Annotated in this window: 12 protein-coding genes; 6 read left to right on the forward strand and 6 right to left on the reverse strand. The window is 60.5% G+C overall.

The window, feature by feature from the left end:
• The first annotated feature begins 799 nt into the window (after positions 1–799).
• The 4 genes from MOP87_RS08825 (at position 800) to MOP87_RS08840 (ending at position 5014) form a co-directional block, all read left to right on the forward strand.
• Entirely contained in the window at positions 800–1021 is a 222-nt protein-coding gene (locus MOP87_RS08825) for a hypothetical protein (RefSeq protein WP_242810413.1), read from the forward strand.
• A gap of 257 nt (positions 1022–1278) precedes the next feature.
• Positions 1279–3633 (forward strand): FdhF/YdeP family oxidoreductase, encoded by a 2355-nt coding sequence (locus tag MOP87_RS08830; protein WP_242810414.1) that lies wholly within the window; start codon positions 1279–1281, stop codon positions 3631–3633.
• A gap of 89 nt (positions 3634–3722) precedes the next feature.
• Positions 3723–4838: a catalase family protein gene (locus tag MOP87_RS08835; RefSeq protein ID WP_242810415.1), complete on the forward strand. Its 1116-nt coding sequence runs from the start codon at positions 3723–3725 to the stop codon at positions 4836–4838.
• A 17-nt stretch (positions 4839–4855) separates the two neighbouring features.
• The gene (locus MOP87_RS08840; RefSeq protein ID WP_165919269.1) at positions 4856–5014 is read left to right on the forward strand and encodes a hypothetical protein; all 159 of its coding nucleotides are present in this window, start codon (positions 4856–4858) and stop codon (positions 5012–5014) included.
• Positions 5015–5209: 195 nt separating this feature from the next.
• Here MOP87_RS08840 and MOP87_RS08845 read toward each other — a convergent pair whose 3' ends face one another.
• Positions 5210–6538: an MFS transporter gene (locus MOP87_RS08845; RefSeq protein ID WP_023533529.1), complete on the reverse strand. Its 1329-nt coding sequence runs from the start codon at positions 6536–6538 to the stop codon at positions 5210–5212.
• Positions 6539–6611: 73 nt separating this feature from the next.
• Positions 6612–7589, reverse strand: coding sequence for a hydroxyacid dehydrogenase (locus MOP87_RS08850; RefSeq protein ID WP_242810416.1), 978 nt, complete (start codon positions 7587–7589; stop codon positions 6612–6614).
• A gap of 224 nt (positions 7590–7813) precedes the next feature.
• Here MOP87_RS08850 and MOP87_RS08855 point away from each other — a divergent pair, with 224 nt between their 5' ends.
• Both MOP87_RS08855 and MOP87_RS08860 read left to right on the forward strand, forming a co-directional pair.
• Positions 7814–8491 carry an RraA family protein gene (locus MOP87_RS08855; protein ID WP_027915508.1) on the forward strand — a complete coding sequence of 226 codons (678 nt, stop codon included), beginning with the start codon at positions 7814–7816 and terminating at the stop codon, positions 8489–8491.
• Between the two features lie 70 nt (positions 8492–8561).
• Positions 8562–9794: an MFS transporter gene (locus tag MOP87_RS08860; protein ID WP_242810417.1), complete on the forward strand. Its 1233-nt coding sequence runs from the start codon at positions 8562–8564 to the stop codon at positions 9792–9794.
• Positions 9795–9844: 50 nt separating this feature from the next.
• Here MOP87_RS08860 and cyoD read toward each other — a convergent pair whose 3' ends face one another.
• The 4 genes from cyoD to cyoA are packed head-to-tail and all read right to left on the reverse strand — an operon-like array spanning position 9845 to position 13660.
• Entirely contained in the window at positions 9845–10183 is a 339-nt protein-coding gene (gene cyoD / locus MOP87_RS08865; RefSeq protein ID WP_242810418.1) for a cytochrome o ubiquinol oxidase subunit IV, read from the reverse strand.
• Positions 10183–10794, reverse strand: coding sequence for a cytochrome o ubiquinol oxidase subunit III (cyoC, locus tag MOP87_RS08870; RefSeq protein WP_027915511.1), 612 nt, complete (start codon positions 10792–10794; stop codon positions 10183–10185). The genes cyoD and cyoC overlap by 1 nt, the downstream gene beginning before the upstream one ends.
• A 3-nt stretch (positions 10795–10797) precedes the next feature.
• Positions 10798–12771 carry a cytochrome o ubiquinol oxidase subunit I gene (cyoB, locus tag MOP87_RS08875; protein ID WP_104926106.1) on the reverse strand — a complete coding sequence of 658 codons (1974 nt, stop codon included), beginning with the start codon at positions 12769–12771 and terminating at the stop codon, positions 10798–10800.
• Between the two features lie 4 nt (positions 12772–12775).
• The gene (cyoA, locus tag MOP87_RS08880) at positions 12776–13660 is read right to left on the reverse strand and encodes a ubiquinol oxidase subunit II (RefSeq protein WP_145281149.1); all 885 of its coding nucleotides are present in this window, start codon (positions 13658–13660) and stop codon (positions 12776–12778) included.
• Positions 13661–13906 lie beyond the last annotated feature (246 nt).

A 13906-nucleotide genomic window follows, 5' to 3' on the forward strand; every position in this document is an offset into this window, starting at 1 on the left:
CTAGGCGTGATCGCGGGTTATTCCGCCGCTTTTTTATATGAACGAACGAGCACGATGATTCACCAGGGTTGTTGGGGATGAGCCTTGGCTAGGGTGATATTCTATGGCCCTACAAGACTAATTTCAGTTGCAATACATCTTGCAGGGCGCGCGGCTTGCAGTTGCAGTTGCAGTTGCAGTTGCAGTTGCAGTTGCAGTTGCAGTTGCTCTTGCTTTTGCTCTTGCTTCTAAGCGCGCGGTAGCCCAGGCGCCGCAGATCGCGACTTCAGGAGGCCGAGCGCAGGGCTTGCGGAGGGAGGTGACAGGCATGGATGCCTGTCAAGCGCTGGGCCCCAGGATGGGGCCTGCAGCGCGGTCCTCCCGGGAGCAAGCCCGGAGCGAGGGGACCCCGGAGCGTAGCGTAGGGGCCGGATGATAGGAGCAGGCGGTTTTTGCTTACTTTTTGCCAAGACAAAAAGTGAGCCGCCGTAAGGGCGGAAGGGTGACTGTGCGCCACTCGCGCCAATGAATACCAACTCGATATATGCGCCAACGCTTTGAAGTTTGAAGTTTGAAGTTTGATTGGGTTGGTGTGGGTATTGATAGAGCGCATAGTCCATTTGCGATGGCGACGCTTAATCACCTTTTCGCCCTTACGGCGAGTTACTTTTTGTCAAACGCCACAAAAAGTAACCAAAAAAGGCTGCGCTCCGTTCATACGGCCCCTACGCTGCGCTTCGGGGTTCCCTCACTCCGGTCTTGCTCCCGGGAGGACCGCGCTGTAGGCCCCATCCTGGGGCCCAGCGCTTGACAGGCATCCATGCCTGTCACCTCCCTCCGCAAGACCTGCGTTCGGCCTTCTGAAGTCGCGAAGATCAAGATCAAGATCAAGATCAAGATCAAGATCAAGATCAAGATCAAGATCAAGATCAAGATCAAGATCAAGATCAAGATCAAGATCAAGATCAAGATCAAGATCAAGATCAAGATCCACAGCGACAGCGGTGACGACGATGACAACTATGTTGGAAGTAGTTTGTAAGCGTGTCCATATCGAATAACTAAGAATTGAATATCGCCCCTAGGTACCCTTATCCCCCATGTGGGAGCGTGCCGCGATGGGCCGCACAGCGGCCCCTGGCGTTATCGGATCGATCTCAGAAAAGACCAATTTGCAGCGACCCCTTTGAGAAGACGCTCCCACCCCACGCCCACTCAGCCAGCAAACACCATGCTCGCTTGAACTTCCCTCTCCCATCCCACCTCGAAATATTCAGACATAACTACAGCGAGGCGGCCATGTCGCTCATCTACCCTCAAGCGCGATACAAGCCCTATGAAGATGCAGCAGGCGGTTGGGGGTCGGCGCGCTCTGTCATGACCATACTCTGGCGGGAACAGGCCATTACAACAGCACCCATGGCGCTGGTCAGGCAAAACAAACCCAAAGGCTTCGCCTGCGTCAGCTGTGCCTGGGCCAAGCCAGGCAACCCACACGCGCTAGAGTTCTGCGAGAACGGCGCCAAGGCCACCGCCTGGGAACTTACCCGCCACCGCACCGGCCCGGATTTTTTTGCCACCCATACCCTCTCAGCGCTGCGCACATGGACCGATTACGCCTTGGAGCAGCAAGGCCGGCTGACCCACCCCATGCGCTACGACCCGGCTAGCGACCGTTACCAAGTTACCACCTGGGCAGAGGCGTACCAGCAGATCGGCCAACAGTTGCAAGCCCTGAGCCCGGACGAAACGGTGTTCTATGCCTCGGGCAGGGCATCGCTGGAAGCCTCGTTCATGTACCAGCTGTTCGCCCGCGCCTACGGCACGAACAACCTCCCCGACAGCTCGAACATGTGTCATGAGAGCACGTCGGTCGGACTGCAGGAGAGTATTGGTGTACCCGTCGGCACCGTCACGCTGGAAGATTTTGAACACACCGACTGCATTTTCTTCTTCGGCCAGAACGTAGGCAGCAACAGCCCGCGAATGCTTCACCCGCTGCAGGAAGCGCGCAAGCGCAATGTGCCCATCATCACCTTCAATCCACTGCGCGAGCGAGGGCTTGAGCGCTTCGTCAACCCTCAATCCCCCAGTGAAATGCTGGGGCCTGAATCGACTGTGATCAGTACCCAGTATCATCAGGTCAAGGTAGGGGGCGACCTGGCAGCAGTGATGGGGATCATCAAGGCCCTGCTTGCGATGGAACAACAGGCAAGTGACGAGGGCAAGCCGGCTGTGCTCGACCATGCGTTCATCCAGGCACATACCGATGGGTTGAACGCGCTGCGAGAAGAAGTTCAGCGCCATGAGTGGGCGACCCTGGAGCGTCAGTCCGGCCTCGAGCGTGCTGCGATGGAAGCTGCAGCTACCGTCTATGCCCGTAGCAGCAAGGTCATGATCATCTACGGGATGGGCATGACCCAGCACCGACGCGGTGTCGACAACGTGCAGATGCTGGTCAACCTGCTGCTATTGCGCGGCAACATCGGCAAGCCCGGCGCAGGCATCTGTCCCGTGCGCGGGCACTCCAATGTGCAAGGCCAGCGCACGGTCGGTATCACGGAGGACCCGGCAAAGGTTCCGGGTGAAAAACTGCAAGCACTGTTTGGCGTGCAGGTTCCACCGAACAAGGGCATGGCCACGGTGGACTGCTGCCAAGCGCTCGTCGAGGGCAAGGTCAAGGCTTTCATCGGCCTGGGTGGCAACTTCCTGCGGGCGATTCCCGACACCCAGTGCATGGAGGCGGCCTGGCAGACGCTTACGCTGAACGTCCAGGTGGCGACCAAGCTTAATCGCACGCATCTGTTCCCGGGGCGACATGGCTGGTTGTTGCCCTGTCTTGGGCACATAGAAGCTGATCGTCAGGAGGGTGTAGAGCAGGTCTATACCACCGAGGACAGTACCGGCTGCATCCGCGCCTGGCAGGGCCGCAATGAGCCAGCCAGTGAACACCTCCGCTCCGAAGTGGCGATTATTGCCGGGTTGGCCGAAGCGACCCTGGATCAGCGAACGACTGTCGACTGGGATGCTTGGCGCCACGACTATGCATTGATCCGCGAAGCGATCAGCCAGGTCTACCCCGAGATATTTCACAACATGGAAACACGCATGTGGGAGCACGGCGGTTTCCATAGGCCCCTGCCGGCGGCTAAACGGGAGTGGCAGACCCCGTCTGGCAAAGCCCAGTTCGTGGCGCCCCAGCGGCTTGATGAGGACGACGACTTGCAGCCCGCTGTCTTGGCGCATGATGTGCTGCAATTGATGACGCTGCGCAGCAATGACCAGTTCAACACTACTGTCTATGGCTACGACGACCGTTTTCGTGGGGTAAAAGGCACCCGCAGCGTCGTGTTCCTCAATCGCAGCGATGTGGTTCGGTTGGGTTTGGCTGCAGGGGACTGGGTGCTGCTACGCACTGCTGTCGAGCCCCAGGTCGTGCGAGAAGTCGGTCCTTTGCAGATCATCGCCTATGACATTCCCGAAGGCTGTGCGGGCGCCTATTACCCTGAGTGCAATCCGCTGATCCCGCTGTGGCACCACGCTGAACGCAGCAAGGTGCCTGCCGCCAAGTGCGTGCCGGTGACGCTGCAGAAGGTCGAGCCCCGTGCAAGCGACCTCAGCAAGGCAGTGCCTGCGCACGATCAGATCAATTGAGCGTGAGGGGTGCTGGACCATGCAGAATCGTGAAGGCTGTGTGCTGGTAACCATCCCATTGTTCGTCTCGAGACGACAGGAGCGTAGTAATGAATAAGCTGCCCGATGCCCCCGCCTTGGTAGTGCCATTACCTTTTGAGCATGGGTTTGAACAGATTCCCGAAGATGAAGCACAGACCAGCCAGGCGTTGCAGGATACGCTGCGCGAAATCATGGAGACCACCTTCAAGGACAATGGCCATGCCAACCGCAGCGTTCATGCAAAAGCACATGGATTGTTGCGCGGCACACTGAAAGTGGCGCCAGGGTTGCCGGCGCAGCTCGCTCAGGGGGCGTTCGCCACACCGGGTGAGTTCGATGCTTACCTGCGGTTTTCCACCAACCCGGGTGACATCCTCGATGACAAGGTTTCCACCCCACGGGGGCTGGCGCTCAAGATCGTTGGCGTACAAGGCCCGCGGTTGCCAGGCAGTGAAGGGCAAGTCACGCAGGACTTTGTCATGCAAAATGCCAAAGCCTTCACCGCGCCAGACCCCAAGGCGTTTCTCAAGACGTTGAAGTTGCTTGCCAAAACCACTGACAAAGCGCCGGGTACGAAAAAGGTAGTGTCGGCCGTGCTGCGCGGTGCAGAAAAAGTGGTCGAAGCGTTTGGCGGTGAGAGCGGCACGCTCAAAAGCCTTGGTGGGCACCCTCAAACCCACATTCTTGGCGAAAGCTTCAGCACCGTCGTACCTGTACTCTATGGCCCTTACTACGCAAAGCTTGCGGTAGTGCCCGTGTCGGCGGCCTTGACTGCGCTGACCGATCAGGTTGTTGACCTCAAAGACGATCCAGACGGGCTACGTCACGCCATGGAAGCGTTTTTTGCAAGCGAGGGCGGCGTCTGGGAGCTTCAGGTCCAGTTGGCCACCGACCTTGATCAAATGCCGATCGAAGATGCATCCAGTCAGTGGCCCGAGACGCTCAGCCCCTATGTGACCGTGGCCACGTTGGAGGTCAAGCCTCAAGCGGCATGGAGTGAAGAGAATGTGCGCCGTATCGACGACGGCATGGCGTTCAGCCCCTGGCACGGTCTGGCGGCGCACAGGCCCTTGGGTGGCGTGATGCGGGTGCGCAAGCCGGCCTATGAAATGTCGGCCAATTTTCGTGGGCAGCACAATGGGTGCCCAATCCATGAGCCCGGTCCTAAAGGGCCGAGCCTGTAAGTCGAGGAGAGTACGCCATGCAACCAGAAACCGCGGGCACTGAAGAGAAAGGCCCAAGCGATGTGCCTTATATCAACGATCCGTTAAAACCGACTTCCCCTGCGCTCAATGACGCGGATGCCACGGAGGCGGCGGAGGCTGAGATGGACATCGAGGACGACGGCGAATCGCTCTAGGTTCGCTGGCGCCGTCGCCCGAGCAGCGGCGGCGCCAAGTACGAAGTCTGAGGCTACCGGTCGTTTGAATAAACCTTCGACGTGGTAAAGCCATCACCGCCTGATTTTTAGTGTTGTGGTTTGACTTGGCGCCGGCTTCGCCGGCTCCATGGCACGCTTGTGAGCCATGGACGCCAACCGAGCGCCAAGCGGATTCTACTTGGCAGCCAGCGTTCCTGCGGCCTGCGCCTGTTCAAGCTGGCGCTTGCGGCCAATGACCAGCACCATGACCCCAGCCAGCGTGCACAACGCCGCCAGTGGCATCAGTGCCAGTGCGTAGCTGCCGGTGGCGTCATGGATGGCGCCGTACACGTTGACCATCAAGCCACCCCCGATCAGGTTGGCCATGGCGCCAACCGCAGCCAGCCCAGCTGCTGCAGTGGAGGAGGACAACCAGCCCGACACCAATGCCCAGAACGGGCCTTTCATGGAGTAGGCCCCCACCAGCACCATGGTCAGCATCACCACCGTGGCCGGCAGTGACGAGGTGAACAGGGTCATCAGCAGGCCGGCCGCAATCAGCAACATGGTCATTGCGGTGTGCCAGCGACGTTCACCGGTGCGGTCGGAACTGCGGCCCCAGATGACCATCAGGATCGAGGCAACGCCATAAGGAATCGCGTTCACCAGCCCGATCTCCATGGAGCTCAGGCCGAAGGTCTTGAGCAGTTGTGGCGCCCAGACGCTCATGGTGCTGCCAGCCGCCGAGGCGCCCGAGTAAATCAGCGCGAGCACCCAGATGTCCTTGTGGCGCAGCAGTTTCCACAGCGAGATATGACCGATGGTGGTTTTCTGTGCTCGTTCCTCGGCCAACCGCCCGGTGAGCCAGCCGCGTTGATCGTCATTCAGCCATTTGGCCTGCTCAGGCCGATCGGTTAGTACGAACAGACAGGCGATCCCCAGCAGCACCGCCGGGATGCCTTCGAGGATGAACAGCCAATGCCACCCACGCATGCCCAACCAGCCGTCCAGGCTCAACAGCAGCCCTGAAATCGGCGAGCCGATGAAGTTGGCGGCGGGAATGGCGACCATGAATAGCGCCACCATGCGCGCGCGATACGCCGACGGCAGCCAGTAGGTGAGGTACAGCAACACCCCTGGGAAGAACCCGGCCTCGGCAGCGCCCAGCAGAAAGCGCATCACATACAGTGAGTTGGCCCCTTGCACGAAGGCGGTACCGGCGGAGATCAGCCCCCAGGTGATCATGATGCGCGCGATCCAGATGCGCGCACCGTAACGCTGCATGGCCAGGTTGCTGGGGACTTCCACCAGGAAGTAGGCGAAGAAGAACAAGCTGCTGGCGAAACCGAAGACCTTGGCTGACAACTCCAGGTCCTGGTTCATCTGCAACGATGCCATGCCGATGTTGCCGCGATCGATGATCGCGATCAGGTAGCAGATGATAAGAAAGGGCAGTAGACGCCAGGCAACACGGCGCATGGTGGCGCGTTCGAGCTCGCTAGGCGGGGTTGAGGCTGCTTTCATGGTGCTCTCCAATTGTTTTTTTTCTGGAGTTACGCAGGGGTCTGTGCGGCCGGACAAGCCGGCGCAAGGGCAATCAGTTATCGATCAGGTGACGGTTCACCACACAGCGCGGGTCCAGCGCCTTGCCGTCCCAGGCATCGAGGATTTGCTGCAGGGCAACCAGGCCTACGCGGTCCCGGGCTTCGCTGGTGTTGGCCCCGATGTGAGGTGTGGCGACCAGGGTTGGCAGGCCCCACAGCGGGCTGTCGGCCGGAGGCGGTTCGGGGTGGAAAGTGTCCAGGCCGGCACCCCCGATGCGCCGCTCGCTCAACGCAAGCACCAAGGCATCGGTATCGATCAGCTCGCCACGTGCGGTGTTGATCAAGATGGCACCTGAACGCATGCGCTCAAGCTGCTGGGCGCCGATGAGATTGCGATTGGTGTCTGTGAGGGGGCAATGCAGGCTGATGATATCGCTATCGGCCAGCAAGCGATCGAAATCCTCTTCGCGCTCGAGGTGATCACGCACGGGTAACTGCTGCAAGTAAGGGTCGTAAACCTTGACCTTCATGCGCAGCGGCGCCACCAGGTCCATCAGGATCGCGCCGATCGAGCCAAGGCCGACCAGGCCCAGTGTCTTGCCCGCCAACTCCATGCCGTTGGCAGTGGCCTTGTCCCAGTGGCCTTCGCGCATGCGTGCATCAAGCAAGGCGGTTTGGCGCGCAACGCTGAACATCAACGCAAAGGCGTGCTCGGCCACTGACTGGGCGTTGGCCCCAACGGCGATGGAGACAGGAATACCCCGGTCGGCGGCGGCCTGGATGTCGATGGTGTTGTAGCCGACCCCATGCTTGGCGACCACCTTCAACGCGTTGGATGCGTCGATCATGGCGCGGGTCAGGCTGCCTTGTCGCACGATGATGGCATCGGGTTGCTCTGCGCGGATGATCGCTTCGAGCTCATGCTCGGGCAGATAGGGCGTGGTGGGGATGACGCGGATGGCGTGTTGATCGGCCAGGCGCATCGCGTCGTCGGCCAGCGCCGGACCTGTCAGCAGAAGGGTACGGGACATCGTCGATACCTTGTTTTTGTTGAAGACGGTAGGACTGCACTGAGTGCTTTCACCAATAACCTAGCATAATGAAATGGCGTTGCAACAATAGATTTTAAGTCAGTCACATTGCCGAATAACTGAGATTTCAAACCCTTGAAATCTGTTTAATGAAATGCCATTCTGAAATGGCGTTCTACTTCGACGTTGAGCGCGCCCAATAAATCCAAGAAGAGGTAGGTCACATGAGCATTGGTTTCCAGGTGCTTGAGCGCACGCGAAAAATCGGTGATGAGTGGGTATCGCGCTACCGCGAGGTGCCGGTCGCCAACGTCAGCGACTCGATGAATCGCATGACGGCGGGTGGTGCGCGTTTGCGCCCCATGCACCGGGAAGGTGTGCTGTGCGGCGCGGCTCTGACGGTCAAGGCCCGTCCTGGTGACAACCTGATGCTGCACTACGCCATCGACAGCGCCGAGCCAGGTGATGTGATCGTGGTCGATGCCGGCGGCGACCTGACCAATGCTCTGATCGGCGAGATGATGGTGGCGTACGCCGTGAAGCGCGGTGTAGCGGGCATCGTCATCCATGGTGCGATCCGCGATGCTGGCAGCATCAAGGCCGGTGACTTCCCCCTGTTCGCTGCCGGTGTTTCCCATCGCGGCCCTTACAAGGACGGGCCGGGCGAGATCAACGTGCCCATCGCCATCGATGGCATGGTGATCGAACCCGGGGACCTGATCATCGGTGACGATGACGGCTTGCTGTGCGTACCCTATGCCCATGTCGCAGAGGTCTACCAACGCGCCACGGCCAAGCACGCTGCCGAAACGGCGCAAATGCAACATATCGCTCAAGGTACCAATGACCGCACCTGGGTCCTGGAGTCCTTGAAAAAGAAAGGCTGCCTGCTGCCAGGCTGAGGATCGACCCGCACGTGGTCCGAGCAAGATCCTTCAATGGCGGCTGCTTCTCACCTGAGGACTCGCTCACTTGTCTGACCTGACGCCGCCCCCTCGTACCCGTTGGCCTTCTGCTGTACGCGCATTGGGCCACCATCATTTCCAGGTTTACTTTGCCGGCCAAGGCGTTTCGACCTTGGGCAAGTGGGTTCAGCAAGTCGCGCTGTCCTGGTTGGCCTATCACCTGACCGGGTCAGCTGTATTGCTGGGCCTGATCACCTTTCTTTCTCTCGCCCCGCAGTTGATCGTCGGTCCGTTCGCAGGCGCCTGGATCGATCGCCACGACAAGCGTCGACTGCTGATCGTGGTCCAGTCGATGCTGGTGGCGCAATCGGCCGCGCTTGCGCTAGTGACCTGGGCTGGTTGGGTAGATGGCCCCTTCATTGCCGCAATGGCACTGCTGCTGGGCTTGCTCAATGCCGTCGAAACACCCCTGCGTCAGGCCCTGATCGGCTCTTTCGTGGAAGATCCAGCTGACCTGCCCAACGCGCTGGTCCTCAACGCGATGCTTATCAACGCCGCCCGCTTCGTGGGCCCGCCACTGGCCGGTGGGCTGATAGCCGTGGCGGGGGAGGCGGCTTGCTTCGCCTTGACCGCCGTCGCCTTCACCGCGCTGCTGGCAGGGTTGCTGAAGGTGCAAGCCACAGCCAGCCCTCGGGCGACAGGTTCCACTGCCCAGGTCTTTCGTGAGGGCCTCGCTTATCTATGGCGGGAACAGGGCGTCAGGCAACTGCTGTTCAATGTCATCATGGTCAACCTCCTGGCGTCCTGCTATGCAGCGCTTCTGCCGATCCTGGCCAAGCGCGTGTACGCCGGTGACGCACGGGTGCTGGGCTGGCTCTGGGGCGCGGCAGGCGCTGGCGCGTTCGTGGCCACGTTAGTGCTGGCGGTGGGCGGAGCCTTGCCTCGCCTTCGGCAGTTCATCGAAGTGGGCGCAGGGCTTTGCGCCCTGGCACTGCTGGGTGTGTGCTGGGCAGGGCAGTGGCAGCTGGCATTGCTGGCGCTTCTGGTGCTGGGGTTCGGCATCACGCTGAGCAACGTGAGCACCAACATGCAGTTGCAGAGCCAAGCGCCGGGCCATCTGCGCGGACGTGTCATTGCGTTCTACATCGCCATGCGCTTCGGTTTCGAGGCGTTGGGTGGCATGGCCGCCGGGCTGCTGGCTGCTCGTGTGGGCGCCCCGGCCACCTTGGGTGCAGCCGGGGCAGTGTTGCTGTTGGGTGTCGCGGGGACTTTTGCATGGCGCAACCGTCGGGCTGCATGAGCGCGCCGGTCCGGCCTGCTGGTGGCAGGCCAGCCCGGATGGGAAGACAGTCATAACCCGAGCATGTTGTAGTGCACGTAGTACATGATCCACAGCGACAACCCCACCAACAGCGTGATGATCACCACCGTGAACACCAGCGCCATCAAGTTCCAACGCTGCTCTCGCGCTGTGGTCAGGTGCAGGAAAAACACCATGTGCACCACGATCTGGACCAGGGCGCACACCAGCACGGTCATGAAGGTCAGGTGACGCGGCAGGCTGGGGTACATGGCCAGCCCGAAGGGCAGCAGGGTGAGCAGGGCTGCCAGCACGAACCCTGTGTTATACGAACGGTGGCTGCTCTGGCTAGCGCCGGCACTGCTAGGTACATGGCTTTGACGACTCATCAGATCACCCCGAACAGATAAACGACGGTAAACACACAGACCCACACGATGTCCAGGAAATGCCAGAACAGGCTCAGGCAGCTCAAGCGCGTAGCATTGACACAGGTCAGGCCGCGCTGGTGAACCTGCATCATCAACAGGGCCATCCAGATCAGCCCCACCAGCACGTGCAGGCCGTGAGTGCCCACCAACGTGAAGAACGCCGTCAGAAACGCACTGCGTTGGGGGCCTGCGCCCTCGCTGATCAGATGATGGAATTCATTGATCTCCATGGCGATGAAGCCCAGGCCGAGCAGGAACGTGACGCCCAGCCAGCGCAGCACCCAGCGCTTGTCCTGGCGGTGGTTGGCGAGCATCGCATAGCCGTAGGTGATGCTGCTCAAGAGCAACAGGAACGTCTCCACCAGCACATAAGGCAGTTCGAAGATGTCCGCCGCGCTGGGCCCACCTGCCACAGACTGTCCCAGCACCGCATAGGTAGCAAACAGGGTGGCGAACAGAATGCAGTCGGTCATCAGGTAGACCCAGAAGCCGAACAGGCTCAGGGAGCCTGCGTCTTCGTGGCCATGCTCTTGCTCGCGGGCCGTTTCGTTGTGCACGACATGGGACATGATTCAGGCCTCCGCCAACCGTTGGCGACGCTCGGTTTCCATCCGTTCGACCGCTTCGGCCGGGATGCAGTAGTCGGTATTGGGGTCGTAACTGCGCACGATCAGGGTGGCGATGACTGCCAGTGAACTGGCGATGACCAACCACCAGATGTGCCAGATCAACGCAAAGCCCAGCACCGTGGACAGAACGCCTAGCACCAGGCCCAGGCTGGTGTTGTGAGGCATGTGGATCTTGCGGAAATCCATCTCGGCCAGGGTTTTCACGCCTTTCTCCTTCATGCCCCAGTACGCGTCGATGCCGCCCACGACAGGTTGCTCGGCGAAGTTGTAGAACGGGGGCGGCGAAGCGGTCGCCCATTCCAGCGTGCGCCCGTCCCAGGGGTCGCCCGTCGTGTCGCGGTTCTCATGACGTTTGCGGATACTCACCACCAGTTGCATGACCTGACAGGCCACGCCACACAGGATGATCAATACACCGACCATTTCCAGCAGCAGGAAGGGCCGCCACTCGGGTACGTCGAAGTGATTCAGGCGCCGGGTCATGCCCATGAACCCCAGGAAATAGGACGGCATGAAGGCAAAGTAAAATCCAGCCAACCAGCACCAGAAGGCAGCACGCCCCAGTGGGTCATGGAGTTTGAAGCCGAAGGCCTTGGGGAACCAGTACGTCAGGCCGCAGAGGTAGCCGAAGACCGCGCCGCCGATGATCACGTTGTGGAAATGGGCAATCAGGAACAGGCTGTTATGCAACAGGAAGTCCGCACCGGGCACCGCCAGCAGGACCCCGGTCATGCCCCCGATGCTGAAGGTGACGATGAAGCCAACCGTCCACAGCATCGGCGTCTCGAAACGCACCCGACCCCGGTACATGGTGAACAGCCAGGTGAAGATCTTCACCCCGGTGGGGACGGCGATGATCATGGTCATGATGCCGAAGAACGCGTTCACGTTGGGTCCTGCGCCCATGGTGAAGAAATGGTGCACCCAGACGATGAAGGACAGCACCGTAATGACGATGGTCGCCCACACCAGGGAGTAGTAGCCGAACAGCTTCTTGCGCGAGAACGTCGAGGCCACCTCCGAGAAGATACCGAACGCTGGGAGTATGAGGATGTACACCTCGGGGTGGCCCCAAGCCCAGATGAGGTTCACGTACATCATGGGGTTGCCGCCCAGTTCATTGGTGAAGAAGTGCATGCCCAAATAGCGGTCCAGCGTGAGCATGAACAAGGTGGCGGTGAGGATGGGAAAGGCAGCCAGGATCAGGATCGAGGTGCACAACACTGTCCAGGTGAACACCGGCATGCGAAACAGCGTCATGCCGGTGGTACGCATCTTCAGAATGGTGACGAAGAAGTTCAGCCCGGTGAGCAGGGTGCCTACCCCGGAAATCTGCAACGCCCAGATGTAGTAGTCCACTCCCACCCCGGGGCTGTATCCGATACCGGACAACGGGGGGTAGGCCACCCAGCCGGTGCGTGCGAACTCGCCAATGCCCAGGGAAAGGTTCACCAGCACGGCGCCGGAAACGAACAGCCAGAAGCTGACGGCATTCAAAAATGGATAGGCCACGTCGCGGGCGCCGATCTGCAAAGGTACCACCACGTTCATCAGCCCGACCACGAACGGCATGGCCATGAAGAAGATCATGATCACCCCATGGGCGGTGAAGATCTGGTCGTAGTGCTCAGGCGGCAGGTAGCCAGGCGAGCCGTCCGAGGCCATGGCCTGCTGGGTGCGCATCATCAACGCGTCGGCGAACCCGCGCAGCAGCATCACCAGGGCGACGACGATGTACATCACGCCGATGCGCTTGTGGTCCACGCTAGTGAACCACTCCTGCCACAGGTATTTCCATTTGCCCATGTAGGTGATGGCCCCTACGACCGCCAGGCCCAGCAGCCCGACGACGGCCAGCGTGTACATGATGATCGGCTCGTGGAGGGGGATGGCGTCCCAGGTCAGTTTTCCGAACATGCGCTTACTCCTTGCTGCCTTGGGGGCTCTGGCCCTGGGAATCGCTGAGGCGGCGTTCGACCTCCCGGGAGCGGTTGACGCCCTGGTACTTGTCGATCAACGACTGGAACAGGTGCGGGTCGACCTTGCCGTAATGTTCTACCGGGTGGGCAATACTGGGCTTGGCCAGCTGCGTGTAGGCAGCCCCATCGAGCTGGCGCCCGGCGGCGCGGGTGCGTTCGACCCAGTCATCGAAGCCCGGCGGGTCGAGGGCCAGCGCCTTGAAGTGCATGTCGGAGAACCCCGGGCCGTTGTAGTTGGCGGCGATCCCGGTGTAGTCGCCTGCGTGGTTGGCGATCAGGTGCAGCCGTGTCTGCATCCCGGCCATGGCGTAGATCTGGCCGCCCAGGGCCGGAATGAAGAACGAAGTGATGGCGCCGTCGGAAGTCACCCTAAAGTCAACGGGCGTGTCTACAGGCATCGCCATTTCGTTGACCGAAGCAATGCCGAGTTCGGGATAGACGAACAGCCACTTCCAGTCCATGGCGATGACCTGGACCTTGAGCGCAGGGGTGTCGGATGCCAGCGGCCGGTACGGGTCCAGCGCATGGGTCGAACGCCAGGTGACAACCCCCAGCACGATGATGATGGCCAGCGGCACGCCCCATACCACCGCTTCGATCAGCCGCGAGTGGCTCCAGTCGGGGGTATAGCGGGCCTTTTCGTTCGAGGCCCGATAGCGCACCGAAAACACCAGCGCCATGATCATCACCGGTACCACTACGATCAGCATGAGCAAGGTGGCGAGGATGATCAGGTTGCGCTGCTCGAGCCCCACCTGCCCCTTGGGGTTGAATAACACCATGTCGCAGCCCGAGAGCTGGAGTGCTACGGTGCCCAGCGCCATCATCCAGAGCAGTCGCCTTGCCGTTTTCGGTTCCCTGGCCATGTGAGCATCCCGTATGTGTTGTCAGATGTTTCGGCTATCACATCTGAGATGAACCCAATGCTCCCAAGGTTGTTTGCAATGCGCGATTGGTCGACGAATGGCAGCCCAGGTCAGGGAACTTATGCCCATGGGTGGCTGGCAGTTGGCGCGCCACCTGGGCAGGGCACTGAACCTTGCGCGCAGGGGGGCAGTCACAGCGCCATTGAC

It is taken from the genome of Pseudomonas sp. I3-I5, assembly GCF_022699445.1.
Classification (GTDB): domain Bacteria; phylum Pseudomonadota; class Gammaproteobacteria; order Pseudomonadales; family Pseudomonadaceae; genus Aquipseudomonas; species Aquipseudomonas fulva.

Excerpts from the sequence above, each read along its gene's own strand:
- MOP87_RS08825 (WP_242810413.1), top strand. The coding sequence starts at position 800 with ATGCCTGTCACCTCCCTCCGCAAGACCTGCGTTCGGCCTTCTGAAGTC.
- MOP87_RS08840 (WP_165919269.1), top strand. The coding sequence starts at position 4,856 with ATGCAACCAGAAACCGCGGGCACTGAAGAGAAAGGCCCAAGCGATGTG.
- MOP87_RS08835 (WP_242810415.1), top strand. The coding sequence starts at position 3,723 with ATGAATAAGCTGCCCGATGCCCCCGCCTTGGTAGTGCCATTACCTTTT.
- cyoD (WP_242810418.1), bottom strand. The coding sequence starts at position 10,183 with ATGAGTCGTCAAAGCCATGTACCTAGCAGTGCCGGCGCTAGCCAGAGC.
- MOP87_RS08855 (WP_027915508.1), top strand. The coding sequence starts at position 7,814 with ATGAGCATTGGTTTCCAGGTGCTTGAGCGCACGCGAAAAATCGGTGAT.
- MOP87_RS08830 (WP_242810414.1), top strand. The coding sequence starts at position 1,279 with ATGTCGCTCATCTACCCTCAAGCGCGATACAAGCCCTATGAAGATGCA.
- MOP87_RS08850 (WP_242810416.1), bottom strand. The coding sequence starts at position 7,589 with ATGTCCCGTACCCTTCTGCTGACAGGTCCGGCGCTGGCCGACGACGCG.
- MOP87_RS08845 (WP_023533529.1), bottom strand. The coding sequence starts at position 6,538 with ATGAAAGCAGCCTCAACCCCGCCTAGCGAGCTCGAACGCGCCACCATG.
- cyoB (WP_104926106.1), bottom strand. The coding sequence starts at position 12,771 with ATGTTCGGAAAACTGACCTGGGACGCCATCCCCCTCCACGAGCCGATC.
- cyoC (WP_027915511.1), bottom strand. The coding sequence starts at position 10,794 with ATGTCCCATGTCGTGCACAACGAAACGGCCCGCGAGCAAGAGCATGGC.
- cyoA (WP_145281149.1), bottom strand. The coding sequence starts at position 13,660 with ATGATGGCGCTGGGCACCGTAGCACTCCAGCTCTCGGGCTGCGACATG.